Genomic DNA, 12,903 nt, shown 5'->3' on the forward strand with positions numbered 1-12,903 from the left:
CAACCTCTAATTACGCTTTTCTATCAATAACTTGCAGAACGCCGGAAAACTGCGCATTCCCCCTCTATATAGGAGAGCAAAACCAGCCCTGCTATCCTGCTATATAGAAGGAATGCTCAGAGCACTCCAGACGCCTTGAACCCAGCAACGACTCCGGCATCCAGACCCAACACCCGCTGCAGAACCTCCAGCGTGTGTTCACCCAACAAAGGAGGCGCACTACGGTACTCCACCGGAGTCTCGGACAGACGTATCGGGCTCGCAACCTGCGGCACCATCCCGGCCAAAGCATGAGGCAGCTCAATGGCCAACCCCCGCGCCTGAACCTGAGGATCGGCAAACATCTGAGCCAGATCATTGATCGGTCCGCATGGCACGCCTGCCTGCTCCAGCTGCGCCACCCACTCAGCAGTAGTCTTGAACACGGTCACCTGGCGAATCAGCGGAATCAATACTGCTCGGTTAGCCACCCGCAATTTGTTGGTCGCAAAACGCGGATCATCCGCCCACTGCGGCTGACCAGCCACCTGCGCAAACTTGCGGAACTGCCCATCATTACCCACAGTGAGGATGAAGTCGCCATCGGCTGTAGGAAAGTCCTGATAAGGCACGATATTCGGGTGAGCGTTGCCCAGGCGTTTAGGCGCAACGCCTGTAGTCAGGTAATTCATCGCCTGATTGGCCAGACAAGCCACCTGAACATCCAGCAATGCCATGTCTATATGCTGACCGCCACCACCCTGATCCCGATGAGCCAAGGCCGCCAGGATCGCCACCGTTGAATAGAGCCCGGTCAAAATGTCTGTCAGCGCCACACCGACTTTCACCGGTCCTGCACCCTCATCTCCTTCGGGACGGCCAGTCAAACTCATCAGACCGCCCAAGCCCTGGATCATGAAGTCGTAACCCGCGCGCTTGGAATACGGACCTGTCTGACCGAATCCAGTGATCGAGCAATAGATCAGCTTCGGATTAATCGCCTTGAGCGACTCATAGTCCAGCCCATAAGCCGCCAGGCCACCGACCTTGAAATTTTCAATGAGGATGTCCGACTTCGCCGCCAGTTCACGCACGAGCTGCTGCCCCTCTGGCCGCGTGAAGTCGATGGTCACTGATTGCTTGTTGCGGTTGGCGGACAAGTAATAGGCCGCCTCGCTGGTGTTCTCGCCATAAGCATCTTTAAGAAACGGAGGCCCCCAGGCGCGCGTGTCATCGCCATTGCCCGGGCGCTCGACCTTGATGACTTCGGCGCCAAGGTCCGCCAGGATCTGCCCGGCCCAAGGCCCGGCAAGCACCCGCGATAAATCCAGTACCCGTAGATGCGAAAGCGCGCCCATGACCGTTCTCCTATTAATAGAACGCCTGGATGCCGGTCTGCGCGCGACCGAGGATCAGCGCGTGGACGTCATGCGTACCTTCATAGGTATTCACCACTTCCAGGTTGACCAGGTGCCGAGCGACACCGAACTCATCGGAGATGCCGTTGCCACCCAGCATGTCGCGAGCCATGCGGGCGATATCGAGGGATTTGCCACAGGAGTTGCGCTTCATCATCGAAGTAATCTCGACGGCAGCAGTGCCTTCATCCTTCATACGACCCAGACGCAGGCAGCCTTGCAGCGCCATGGTGATTTCGGTCTGCATGTCAGCCAGCTTCTTCTGGATCAACTGTGTAGCCGCCAATGGACGACCAAACTGCTTACGATCCAGGGTGTACTGGCGAGCGGTGTGCCAGCAGAACTCGGCAGCGCCCAGTGCGCCCCAGGAAATGCCGTAACGCGCCGAGTTAAGGCAGGTAAAAGGACCTTTCAAACCACGGACATCCGGGAAGATGTTCTCTTCAGGGACAAACACGTTGTCCATAACGATCTCGCCGGTGATGGATGCACGCAGGCCAACCTTACCGTGAATCGCTGGAGCGCTCAGACCTTTCCAGCCCTTCTCCAGAACAAAACCACGGATGTCGCCCGCGTCGTCCTTGCCCCAAACCACGAACACATCGGCGATCGGGCTGTTGGTGATCCACATTTTGCTGCCGGTGAGGCTGTAGCCGCCTTCCACTTTGCGTGCACGAGTAATCATCGCGCCCGGGTCGGAACCGTGGTCAGGCTCGGTCAGACCGAAGCAACCGATCCATTCACCCGAGGCCAGCTTCGGCAGGTATTTCTGCTTCTGTGCTTCGGTACCGAATTCGTTGATCGGCACCATGACCAGTGAGGACTGCACGCTCATCATCGAGCGATAGCCGGAGTCGACACGCTCGACCTCGCGAGCAATCAGACCGTAGCTGACGTAATTCAGGCCGCTGCCACCGTATTGTTCAGGGATAGTGGCACCCAACAGACCCACCTCACCCATCTCGCGGAAGATCGCCGGGTCGGTCTTCTCATGACGGAAAGCTTCGAGAACACGCGGCGCGAGCTTCTGCTGAGCGAACTGCTGAGCGGTGTCGCGAATCATGCGTTCTTCTTCAGTGAGCTGTTGATCCAGCAGCAGGGGATCTATCCAGTTGAAGCTAGCTTTACCGCCCATGAGTGAGTCCTCTCGAATCGGGTCAAATAACGTGGAGTGATCCTAGGCCGGGTTTGGCTTCACGACAAACGAGGATTTTGCATACTGTTGTGCTAATTTCTCACTCCGTAACGTCGCAAAAATAGCCTATATGCGATGTATTAGTGAGGTTGACGTACATGCGCAGGAAGATCCCCAGCACAACCGCCCTGATCAGTTTTGAAGCTGCAGCGCGCCACGAGAGCTTTACCAAGGCCGCCCAGGAACTTTCCCTCACGCAGGGAGCGATTTGCCGACAGATCGCCAGCCTTGAGGAGTTCCTGAGCGTCGAACTGTTCCGACGCTCGCGGCGCGGAGTGAAGCTGACGGAGGCCGGGCTTTCCTACAGCCGCCGAGTGGCCACCCAACTCGACGCGGTTGAACGCGATACTTTGTCAGTGATGGGCCAGCAAGGCGCCAACATGATCGAACTGGCGGTGGTGCCAACCTTCGGCACTCAATGGCTGCTGCCTCGACTCAAGGATTTTCAACACAAACACCCGGAAGTGACGGTCAACCTCACCAATCGCACGCGCCCCTTCCTGTTTGCCGACACCGACTTCGACGCCGCGATCTATTTCGGCGACGCCGACTGGCCGGGTACCGAATCCCACAGGCTAATGGGCGAAAATCCGATGCCGGTGTGCAGCCCCACGTTACTGGGAAAAAAAACCAATCTGACCCCCAGTGAAATCGCCGAACTGCCCCTGCTGCAGCAGACCACCCGCCCTTATGCCTGGCGCCAGTGGTTCAACTCTCAAAACCTGAATGTCCCGCGAGACATGACAGGGCCGCGTTACGAGCTATTCTCCATGCTTGCTCAAGCTGCGATGCACGATATGGGGATCGCGCTAATTCCACCGTTCCTGATTCAGCGCGAATTAGCAGAGAAGCGTCTGGTGATTGCCAACACCCAGGCACTATCGAGCATTAAGGCCTACTACCTGATGATTCCCGAGCGAAAGGTCGAATCAGCCTCTTTAAAGGCATTTCGCGATTGGCTGGTGAATCAGGCACAAAGCTACAGCCTAGAAGGATAAAGGCTCACACTTATTAGCTGACCCCGTAGTCAGGAAAACAAAAGCACTACAGATATAAGTATTTGTCGCATATTGGCAGACTGTACTGAGGAGTAGCACAAACGTCCTACAAAGGCCTGAATACGTGGCCTTGAGCCTCCATTGGAAGGCAATGACACCTCATTCACCGTGCCGATGTGTAAATTCTTGAATTTTGGACAGAATCCTCACAAGCCACGGCCTGCAAGGGATTGCACCGATCAGTGCGACATTCGGTCACGGGGTGACTTGTAGTTAATTTTCCGTCACCCGTCATAATCCCTTGAAGGGCACAAAGTTCGCCTGCAAAATGCCGCGCCCCGCCCTGATTTAGCGGGATCGTGCTGATCGGCCGCCCCAGCCGCACCATCCGAAGTGCCTGGGTTTACTCAATAAGATCACGCAGGAGATTTGACGTGCACATTGGTGTTCCTCTCGAAACCCAGACGGGTGAAACACGGGTTGCTGCAACCCCGGAAACCATCAAAAAGCTGATCGGCCAGGGTCATAAAGTCACTGTGCAAAGCGGCGCCGGTGTTAACGCCAGCGTTGTCGACAGTGCTTATGAAGCGGCAGGCGCGACCATTGGCAGTGCCAATGATGCATTTGGCGCAGAGCTGATTCTCAAGGTGGTCGCCCCCAGCGACAGCGAACTGACGCTGATAAAAAGCGGCACCGTTGTGGTGGGCATGCTCAATCCGTTCAGCAATGAAACCATTGCCAAGCTGGCTGAGTGCGGCATTACCGCTTTCGCACTGGAGGCCGCGCCGCGCACCTCCCGCGCTCAGAGCCTGGATGTGTTGTCCTCCCAGGCGAACATCGCCGGCTATAAAGCCGTGTTGCTGGCTGCTCACTACTATCCACGATTCATGCCGATGCTGATGACCGCTGCGGGCACCGTGAAAGCGGCGCGCGTGCTGATTCTTGGCGCTGGCGTAGCCGGTTTGCAGGCGATTGCCACGGCGAAACGTCTGGGTGCAGTCATCGAAGCGTCCGACGTGCGTCCTGCCGTGAAGGAACAGATCGAATCTCTGGGTGCGAAATTCGTCGATGTGCCGTACGAAACCGATGAAGAGCGCGAATGCGCCGTCGGTGTCGGCGGTTACGCACGCCCCATGCCGGCCAGCTGGATGCAGCGCCAGGCCTTGGCCGTGCACGAACGCGCCAAGCAGGCTGACATCGTCATTACTACTGCACTGATCCCGGGCCGCAAGGCGCCGACGCTATTGAGCGCGGAAACCGTGGCGCAGATGAAGCCAGGCTCCGTGGTCATCGACCTCGCGGCCGCTCAGGGCGGCAACTGCCCGCTGACCGTGGCTGATCAGGTGGTCGTCGAGAATGGCGTGACCATTTGCGGCCCGACCAATCTGGCCGGCGCAGTCGCGGCCGATGCTTCGGCGCTGTACGCGCGCAACCTGCTGGACTTCCTGAAGCTGGTCTTCAACAAAGAAGGCCAGTTTGAAGTGAACCTCGAAGACGACATCGTCGCCGCGTGCCTGATGTGCCGCGACGGCCAAGTCATCCGCAAAAACGCCTAAGCAGGGATTCAGACGATGGAAGAGCTTATCTCCCCCGGTATCTACAACCTGATCATCTTCGTGCTGGCGATTTATGTCGGTTATCACGTGGTCTGGAACGTTACACCTGCACTTCACACGCCGTTGATGGCGGTGACCAACGCCATCTCGGCGATCGTGATCGTCGGCGCCATGCTGGCGGCAGCTTTAACCGTGACCCCACTGGGCAAGACCATGGGCACCCTCGCCGTGGCTCTGGCGGCAGTGAACGTGTTCGGTGGTTTCCTGGTAACGCGCAGAATGCTTGAGATGTTCAAGAAAAAAGCCCCGAAAGCCGTAAAAGAAGAGGCGCCCCAGTAATGAGCATGAATCTGGTAACGACGCTCTACCTGATCGCGTCGATCTGCTTCATCCAGGCCCTCAAAGGCCTGTCGCACCCAACCACGTCGCGGCGCGGCAATGTCTACGGCATGCTCGGCATGGCGTTGGCGATCCTCACTACTATCGGCCTCATCTATAAGCTGGCCGCGCTCTCTTTTGAGCAAGGCAGTGCTACTGCCGGCATCGGTTACGTCATCGTAGGTCTGTTGGTCGGCGGCACTGCCGGCTCGATCATGGCCAAGCGCGTTGAAATGACCAAGATGCCGGAACTGGTTGCCTTCATGCACAGCATGATCGGTATGGCCGCAGTGTTCATCGCTATTGCGGCGGTGGTCGAGCCGCAATCGCTGGGCATCGTCAAGGAACTGGGGGATTCGATTCCTGCCGGTAACCGCCTGGAGCTGTTTCTCGGCGCTGCCATCGGTGCAATCACCTTCTCCGGTTCGGTGATCGCGTTTGGCAAGCTGTCGGGCAAGTACAAGTTCCGCCTGTTCCAGGGCGCACCAGTACAGTTCAGCGGTCAGCACAAGCTGAACCTGCTGTTGGGTCTGGCGACGCTGGCACTGGGCGTAACCTTCATGCTGACCGGCAATCTAAGCGCGTTTGCTCTGATGCTGGCCCTGGCCTTCGTGATGGGCGTGCTGATCATCATCCCGATCGGCGGCGCAGACATGCCCGTCGTGGTGTCGATGCTCAACAGTTACTCCGGCTGGGCAGCAGCGGGTATCGGCTTCTCGCTGAACAACTCGATGCTGATTATTGCTGGCTCGCTGGTCGGTTCGTCCGGTGCGATCCTCTCGTACATTATGTGCAAGGCGATGAACCGCTCGTTCTTCAACGTGCTGCTCGGCGGTTTCGGCAACACAGCAGATGCCGCTGGCCCGGCAGGCTCGAAAGAAGCGCGCCCGGTGAAATCCGGTTCGGCTGACGACGCTACCTTCCTGCTGACCAACGCCGACACCGTGATCATCGTTCCGGGCTATGGCCTGGCGGTGGCTCGGGCGCAGCACGCGCTGAAAGAACTGACCGAGAAACTGACTCACCGCGGCGTGACCGTGAAGTACGCGATCCACCCGGTTGCGGGTCGGATGCCTGGCCACATGAACGTATTGCTGGCCGAGGCCGAAGTGCCTTACGACCAGGTGTTCGAGATGGAAGACATCAACTCCGAGTTCGGTCAGGCCGACGTGGTGCTGGTGCTCGGCGCCAACGACGTGGTCAACCCGGCGGCCAAGAACGATCCGAAATCGCCAATTGCCGGCATGCCGATTCTGGAAGCGTTCAAAGCCAAGACCATCATCGTCAACAAGCGCTCGATGGCCAGCGGCTACGCTGGTCTGGACAACGAGCTGTTCTACCTGGACAAGACCATGATGGTTTTCGGCGATGCCAAGAAAGTCATCGAAGACATGGTCAAAGCCGTCGAGTAATCCCCTTCGGCAACCTGAACGCCCCGACTCGTCGGGGCGTTTTTGTTTGTGGCTGTTACCGATCCTGTAACGGTGTTTTGTCTGAAAGACCCAGAATAGACGCCTCGAATGCGACCTTGGTAGCGGGACGGGCCTCCATAAAATTCACTAGACTGCGCACCTTGCTTCCGTTGCCCGAGATAACAATCATGTACCGTGAACGTATTCGCTTGCCTTCATTGTTGGACAAGGTGATGAGCGCCGCCGACGCTGCCGCTCTGATTCAGGACGGCATGACCGTCGGCATGAGCGGCTTTACCCGAGCCGGCGAAGCCAAGGCCGTGCCTCATGCACTGGCCGAGCGCGCCAAGGTCACGCCGCTGAAAATCACCCTGATGACCGGTGCCAGCCTGGGCAACGACCTCGACAAACAACTGACTGAAGCCGGCGTACTGTCGCGACGCATGCCGTTCCAGGTGGACAGCACCCTGCGCAAGGCGATCAATGCCGGCGAAGTCATGTTCATCGACCAGCACCTGTCGGAAACCGTAGAGCTACTGCGCAACCAACAACTCAAGCTGCCGGACATCGCGGTGATCGAAGCCGTGGCAATCACCGAGCAGGGCCATATCGTGCCGACCACCTCGGTAGGCAATTCGGCCAGCTTCGCGATTTTCGCCAAGCACGTGATCGTCGAGATCAACCTGGCTCACAACCCGAATCTCGAAGGCCTGCACGACATCTATATCCCGACCTACCGGCCGACCCGCACCCCGATTCCGCTGGTGAAGGTCGACGACCGCATCGGCAGTACCGCCATCCCGATACCGCCGGAAAAAATCGTCGCGATCGTGATTACGAACCAGTCCGACTCGCCGTCCACTGTCTTGCCGCCGGACAGCGACACTCAGGACATTGCTGATCACCTGATCGATTTCTTCAAACAAGAAGTGGCTGCCGGTCGCATGACCAACAAGCTCGGCCCGCTGCAAGCCGGTATCGGCACTATCGCCAATTCGGTGATGTGCGGCTTGATCGACTCGCCGTTCGAAGACCTGACCATGTACTCCGAAGTGCTGCAGGACTCGACTTTCGATCTGATCGACGCCGGCAAGCTGAGCTTTGCTTCCGGCAGTTCGATCACCCTGTCGAGCCGGCGCAATGCCGATGTGTTCGGGAATCTGGAGCACTATAAGGACAAGCTGGTCCTGCGCCCCCAGGAAATCTCGAACCATCCCGAAGTAGTGCGGCGCCTGGGCATCATTGGCATCAACACTGCGCTGGAGTTCGACCTGTACGGCAACGTCAATTCCACCCACGTCTGCGGCACTCGGATGATGAATGGGATCGGCGGCTCCGGCGATTTCGCGCGCAATGCGCACTTGGCGATCTTTGTCACCAAGTCGATTGCCAAGGGCGGCGCGATTTCCAGCGTGGTCCCTATGGTCAGCCATGTCGACCACACAGAACATGACGTGGACATTCTCGTGACCGAGATAGGCCTGGCCGACCTCCGGGGCCTGGCACCGCGTGAGCGCGCCAGGGTCATCATCGACAACTGCGTTCACCCGGACTATCGACCAGCCTTGAATGACTACTTCACTGCCGCTTGCGCAGTCGGCGGGCATACCCCTCACATCCTGCGTGATGCCCTGAGTTGGCACATAAACCTGGAAGAAACCGGGCGCATGCTGGCGGTGTAATTGATACAGATTGCAGCTGACGCAAACACAGTTTCGTCAGCTCGCGGTGATAACACTCCATACCGTCAAAAACTGTACTGCTGTACCGGTCTTTTCCTACGGTATTTTCCGACCTTTTGCGTTGAATGGAGCAAAAATGCACCGTATCAGTGCAGACAGGTACAGTTGCCTCAATTTAGACCAGTACACTGCCTTTTAACAGTTAACTGGTCTCTCACAATACAGGTGAACTGTATCTACAGAGACTGGCCAAACGAGAGGATCATTGGCATCAGTTAAACCACTACCTAATCCCGCCATAAGCGGAAGGATGTCAACCATGGAACGTACACTCAGTTCCGAACTGTTCTTCGAAGATACTGCTGCAAAAACCCAGGCTTCCATGCCTCTGCGCGTTATCGCCAACCTGATGCTGTGGCAGCGCCGCATCTCCAGCCGCCATCAACTGGCTCGCCTGGATTCGCGTCTGCTGGCTGACGCAGGGATTAGCGAAGCACAACGCTACGAAGAGCTGAGCAAGCCGTTCTGGCGCTAAGTTAGCGTCGCTGGCTCTGATCCTCTGGATCCACCGCCAGCAACCCGAATTGAACAAACAAAACCCGTCGTGGGAAACCACGACGGGTTTTGTCGTTCTGGAGCGTTCACATTGGGCCGTACAGAAGACATAACCCTCAATAGGTACAGTTTATATATTTAACAGATTGGACCAGTACAATTTCATCGGAGTGTGTCTGTGCCCGCAGGCGTAGGGGGGTCACCATTGAATCCCGACAAGTTGGCAAAAGGACCGCGCCCATGAATAACTTACTAAATGCTTCCATCGTCACACCGCAAGCAAAGCCCCGCTTAGCCTGGCCTCGAGGAATATTGAGAGCGTTCATCGAAAGCCTCGAAAGGGCTCGAACCCGACGGTTGCTGGGCCAACTCAATGATCAACAGCTCTCGGATCTGGGCATCAGCCATGCCGAGCGCCTCAACGAAGTGGACAAACCGTTCTGGCGCTAATTTCCTCCCTTGGCAGACAGGGGCTGTTCTAACCGATATGCACAGGCCTAATATCCAGATAGAACGTGGCGATCGCTTTACGACAGGCGTCTGATCCTGAGCCACTTCTAAATCGGTCTATTCAAAGGAGCTACCCCATGTCCCGTCTTCGTTTGCTCAGCGCTGCCGCCCTGCTTGCCGTTGCTGCCAATTCCCACGCCACCAGCTTTATCGTGACCACCGATTCCATTGTTGGTGGACTGAAGGCATCCTCTGACGCAACGTCGGATGTCTCGTCGTCCTTTCGCGACGACAAAATCGTCCGTGCTGCTCGTGACGATGCCGCCAGCTTCGTCGCCAGTGAAGGCGCCATTCGTGGTGTGAAACTGGAAAGTGCGCTCGACCATATCCGCCAACAGGCGCCACAACTGAATGCGACCGACGCACAGCTGGCCCAGGCCATCCTGACGATCTAAGCGACAGCTCTGAAGCGGGGCACACCCTAATGCTGATCAGTTAAACGCAACCCATGTGGGAGCGGGCTTGCTCGCGAAGGCGTCGCACATCCAACATTGATGTCGCCTGACAGACCGCTTTCGCGAGCAAGCCCGCTCCTACAGGTGTCCCAATGTTTCGGCGCTGGCTCTAGCCCGGGCATTGCGCTAGCCTTGGGACTCGCTTTTAGCTATCGAGTCTCATGCGTTTTCTTTCAAGTATTTCGATCACTGCGGTTTTTCTTGCGGCTTGCTGGTCGGGTTCGGCCCATGCCTTCGATGCTTTCAACCTCTCTACGCAAGGCACCGTGGCCAGTGGTTATGCCTCCAGCATGGTGACCTCCGCCCCCTTCGACCATAAACTGCTGATCGCCGCCCAGGATGATGCTGCCGCGTTCATTGCCAGTGACGGTCAACTGCGAGGATCGCAACTGGAGTCCGCCTTGATTTACCTGCGCCGGACCCAGCCAAAACTTCATGCCAGCGACCTTGAACTGGCAGAGGCAATTCTCGTCCAATAGTTATCCCTTGTTCCTCCGGAGTCGTTCCATGCGTAGCCCGCTGATTGCTGCCACCCTTGGCCTGCTGTTGTTGGCCAATGTGGCCCAGGCGCAAACCCTGGTAGCCACCAGTAACATCATCATTCGTGCTTCCGAACGCACGCTTGATTTCACTTCCGACACCACCACGTCCATCCGCGATTCGAAGATCGTCCGTGAAGCCCACGACGATGCAGCCAGTTTCGTCGCCAGCGAGGGTGAAATCCGTGGTGCGCATCTGGAAGCGGCCTTCGACACCTTGCGCACTCGCGTACCGGAAGCCCGCGACGCCAGTGATCAGGTTCTCGCCGAAGCCATTCTCGCACTGTGAAGTCACTCGGCGCCTGGCTGCTGGCCGGGGTTGTGTTGCTGCTTGGCAACACAGCTCAGGCCAGCCTGCAACTACGACTCAAGACCGACGGTCTGAGCCCCGCGCAACAGCAGGCCAGTCAGGCGCTGCTTGATGAAGCCATGCAGGCGTTACCGCCGCGCTTCATCGAGCAACTGGACCGGCGCATTGATGTCGGCTGGACCGACGACATGCCGAGCGATGCCTACGGTCAGGCGTCGCTGGTGTCAGAGCTGGACCTTAATCGCAATCTGCTCGCCAGCCTCACCAACGGCAGCGCCGCGACCCAAAAAACGTATCGTCCCCACGGTAGCGTGCGCCGGGAAATGCTCGCCACGGTGTTGCACGAACTCACCCACATTTATGACCGTGCGCGCCTGTGGCCAGCCGCCGAGCGCACACTGATCCAGCGTTGCACACAACGTAACAGCAGCTCCGGGCTGATCGGCATCCCCGATCAATGCCGTGGGCAGACGGAGAGACGCTGGACCCTCAGCGATGACCCTCGTCTGCTGGATTTGGCCGGCTGGCCGCAATACGTCGGTCGGCGCGGCGAGCGCGAACAGCACAACCGGCAGATTGCCCGCAGCCCGGACATCTACGAGACGAGCAGCCCGAAGGAGTTCGTCGCGGTCAATATGGAGTACTTCCTTCTCGACCCAAGCTATGCCTGCCGTCGTCCTGCGCTGTATCGCTACTACAAAGAACATTTCGGCTGGGCTCCTGCTGCAAAAGATACGTGCGCCCAATCATTTGCCTTTCTCAATGCGGGTAACGACTTCGCCAAGCAGCCTCTGGGTCAGGTCGATCCGGAGCGGGTTTACGCGGTTGACTATCTACTGGCAGAAGCCAACCAGAACTGGGTCAGCCGCTGGGGTCACAGCATGCTGCGACTGGTGATCTGCGCACCGGGTCGGCCTCGCGGGCCGGATTGTCGACTGGATCTGGATCAGCATCTGGTGCTGTCCTACCGCGCCTTCGTCGGTGACTTACAGCTGTCGAGCTGGGATGGGCTGGTGGGTAAATACCCATCGCGCCTGTTTGTCTTGCCGCTGGCCCAGGTGATCGACGAATACACCAAGACCGAACTGCGCAGCCTGGCATCGGTGCCGCTGAACCTGTCGCACAGCGAGGTCGAAGACGTGGTGGAACACGCCGCGGAGATGCACTGGAGTTACGACGGCAACTATTTTTTCCTGTCCAACAACTGCGCAGTAGAAGGCCTGAAATTACTGCGCAGCAGCACCAACAATACGCAACTGGTCGGCCTCGATAGCATCATGCCCAACGGTTTGCTGGAAGTACTCAAGGGCCGCGGATTGGCAGACACCAGCGTGTTGGATGATCCTCGCGAAGCACTGCGCCTGGGCTATCGCTTCGACTCCTTTCGCGAGCGTTATCAAGCGATGTTCGAAGTGCTGAAAAAGCATTTACCGATCAAGCAGGACAAGGTCGAGGACTGGCTGTCCTTGAAGGCTGAAGAGCGCCGCAAATGGATTGATCAGGCTGATTTGCGCACCAGTGCGGCGTTACTGCTGCTGGAGCAGGCCAGTTTCCGTCAGCAGATGGTGCTGGCCCAGGACGAAGTGAAGCAACGTTATCTGGGTGCTCGGGAATTGAAGAATGGCGGCATGGATAAGGCCAATGCGACCTTGCAGGAGATTCTCGCCAACAGCGGCTTCCTCAGCCGTCCGGCCGAACTGCTCGGCACCGGTGGTTATGGTTTGCCGCAAGCGAACGAGTGGACGCGCCTGGAGTCGGAAAGCAACCTGCGCCAGAAGCAGCTGCAAGCGCTGACCGGGGATCTCGACAAGGAAGTGAGAGCGTTGCTCGAGCCGAGTCGTGCCGCCGAAATGGCCGCCAACGAAGCCAACCTGAAGCAGGTTGGCGAACATTTGCGCAAGCTGCACAAGGCTGCG

At 57.8% G+C, this 12,903-nt stretch carries 13 protein-coding genes; 11 read left to right on the forward strand and 2 right to left on the reverse strand.

Features of this window, described 5'->3' with window-relative positions; translation table 11 throughout:
• Positions 1-116: 116 nt before the first annotated feature.
• Together PMI36_RS26870 and PMI36_RS26865 are read right to left on the reverse strand one after the other, a co-directional pair.
• The gene (locus tag PMI36_RS26870; RefSeq protein WP_008067723.1) at positions 117-1,337 is read right to left on the reverse strand and encodes a CaiB/BaiF CoA transferase family protein; all 1,221 of its coding nucleotides are present in this window, start codon (positions 1,335-1,337) and stop codon (positions 117-119) included.
• A gap of 13 nt (positions 1,338-1,350) precedes the next feature.
• Positions 1,351-2,532 carry an acyl-CoA dehydrogenase gene (locus tag PMI36_RS26865; protein WP_007897013.1) on the reverse strand — a complete coding sequence of 394 codons (1,182 nt, stop codon included), beginning with the start codon at positions 2,530-2,532 and terminating at the stop codon, positions 1,351-1,353.
• 158 nt (positions 2,533-2,690) lie between these two features.
• Here PMI36_RS26865 and PMI36_RS26860 point away from each other — a divergent pair, with 158 nt between their 5' ends.
• The 11 genes from PMI36_RS26860 to PMI36_RS26810 all read left to right on the forward strand — a co-directional run.
• Positions 2,691-3,590: a LysR family transcriptional regulator gene (locus PMI36_RS26860; protein WP_008067725.1), complete on the forward strand. Its 900-nt coding sequence runs from the start codon at positions 2,691-2,693 to the stop codon at positions 3,588-3,590.
• Between the two features lie 434 nt (positions 3,591-4,024).
• On the forward strand, positions 4,025-5,146 hold the full coding sequence (locus tag PMI36_RS26855; protein ID WP_008067726.1) for a Re/Si-specific NAD(P)(+) transhydrogenase subunit alpha: 1,122 nt from the start codon (positions 4,025-4,027) through the stop codon (positions 5,144-5,146).
• 15 nt (positions 5,147-5,161) lie between these two features.
• Complete coding sequence (locus PMI36_RS26850; RefSeq protein WP_007902743.1) at positions 5,162-5,485, forward strand: NAD(P) transhydrogenase subunit alpha; 324 nt, start codon at positions 5,162-5,164, stop codon at positions 5,483-5,485.
• A complete protein-coding gene (locus tag PMI36_RS26845) occupies positions 5,485-6,936 on the forward strand; it encodes an NAD(P)(+) transhydrogenase (Re/Si-specific) subunit beta (protein WP_008067727.1) in 1,452 nt (483 codons plus the stop codon). The genes PMI36_RS26850 and PMI36_RS26845 overlap by 1 nt, the downstream gene beginning before the upstream one ends.
• Positions 6,937-7,124: 188 nt before the next feature.
• Positions 7,125-8,618: an acetyl-CoA hydrolase/transferase family protein gene (locus tag PMI36_RS26840; RefSeq protein ID WP_008067728.1), complete on the forward strand. Its 1,494-nt coding sequence runs from the start codon at positions 7,125-7,127 to the stop codon at positions 8,616-8,618.
• A gap of 319 nt (positions 8,619-8,937) precedes the next feature.
• Positions 8,938-9,153: a DUF1127 domain-containing protein gene (locus PMI36_RS26835; protein ID WP_007902752.1), complete on the forward strand. Its 216-nt coding sequence runs from the start codon at positions 8,938-8,940 to the stop codon at positions 9,151-9,153.
• 260 nt (positions 9,154-9,413) lie between these two features.
• On the forward strand, positions 9,414-9,623 hold the full coding sequence (locus tag PMI36_RS26830; protein ID WP_008067729.1) for a DUF1127 domain-containing protein: 210 nt from the start codon (positions 9,414-9,416) through the stop codon (positions 9,621-9,623).
• A 137-nt stretch (positions 9,624-9,760) separates the two neighbouring features.
• Complete coding sequence (locus PMI36_RS26825; protein WP_008067730.1) at positions 9,761-10,078, forward strand: DUF2388 domain-containing protein; 318 nt, start codon at positions 9,761-9,763, stop codon at positions 10,076-10,078.
• 221 nt (positions 10,079-10,299) lie between these two features.
• A complete protein-coding gene (locus PMI36_RS26820; protein WP_008067731.1) occupies positions 10,300-10,617 on the forward strand; it encodes a DUF2388 domain-containing protein in 318 nt (105 codons plus the stop codon).
• 28 nt (positions 10,618-10,645) lie between these two features.
• On the forward strand, positions 10,646-10,966 hold the full coding sequence (locus tag PMI36_RS26815) for a DUF2388 domain-containing protein (protein WP_007902760.1): 321 nt from the start codon (positions 10,646-10,648) through the stop codon (positions 10,964-10,966).
• Positions 10,963-12,903, forward strand: a 1,941-nt coding sequence (locus PMI36_RS26810) for a DUF7844 domain-containing protein (protein WP_008067732.1), incomplete at its 3' end; no start/stop codon positions are given. The genes PMI36_RS26815 and PMI36_RS26810, both read left to right, overlap by 4 nt.

The organism is Pseudomonas sp. GM79 (assembly GCF_000282495.1).
Classification (GTDB): domain Bacteria; phylum Pseudomonadota; class Gammaproteobacteria; order Pseudomonadales; family Pseudomonadaceae; genus Aquipseudomonas.

Excerpts from the sequence above, each read along its gene's own strand:
- PMI36_RS26870 (WP_008067723.1), bottom strand. The coding sequence starts at position 1,337 with ATGGGCGCGCTTTCGCATCTACGGGTACTGGATTTATCGCGGGTGCTT.
- PMI36_RS26865 (WP_007897013.1), bottom strand. The coding sequence starts at position 2,532 with ATGGGCGGTAAAGCTAGCTTCAACTGGATAGATCCCCTGCTGCTGGAT.
- PMI36_RS26860 (WP_008067725.1), top strand. The coding sequence starts at position 2,691 with ATGCGCAGGAAGATCCCCAGCACAACCGCCCTGATCAGTTTTGAAGCT.
- PMI36_RS26850 (WP_007902743.1), top strand. The coding sequence starts at position 5,162 with ATGGAAGAGCTTATCTCCCCCGGTATCTACAACCTGATCATCTTCGTG.
- PMI36_RS26845 (WP_008067727.1), top strand. The coding sequence starts at position 5,485 with ATGAGCATGAATCTGGTAACGACGCTCTACCTGATCGCGTCGATCTGC.
- PMI36_RS26840 (WP_008067728.1), top strand. The coding sequence starts at position 7,125 with ATGTACCGTGAACGTATTCGCTTGCCTTCATTGTTGGACAAGGTGATG.
- PMI36_RS26835 (WP_007902752.1), top strand. The coding sequence starts at position 8,938 with ATGGAACGTACACTCAGTTCCGAACTGTTCTTCGAAGATACTGCTGCA.
- PMI36_RS26830 (WP_008067729.1), top strand. The coding sequence starts at position 9,414 with ATGAATAACTTACTAAATGCTTCCATCGTCACACCGCAAGCAAAGCCC.
- PMI36_RS26825 (WP_008067730.1), top strand. The coding sequence starts at position 9,761 with ATGTCCCGTCTTCGTTTGCTCAGCGCTGCCGCCCTGCTTGCCGTTGCT.
- PMI36_RS26820 (WP_008067731.1), top strand. The coding sequence starts at position 10,300 with ATGCGTTTTCTTTCAAGTATTTCGATCACTGCGGTTTTTCTTGCGGCT.
- PMI36_RS26815 (WP_007902760.1), top strand. The coding sequence starts at position 10,646 with ATGCGTAGCCCGCTGATTGCTGCCACCCTTGGCCTGCTGTTGTTGGCC.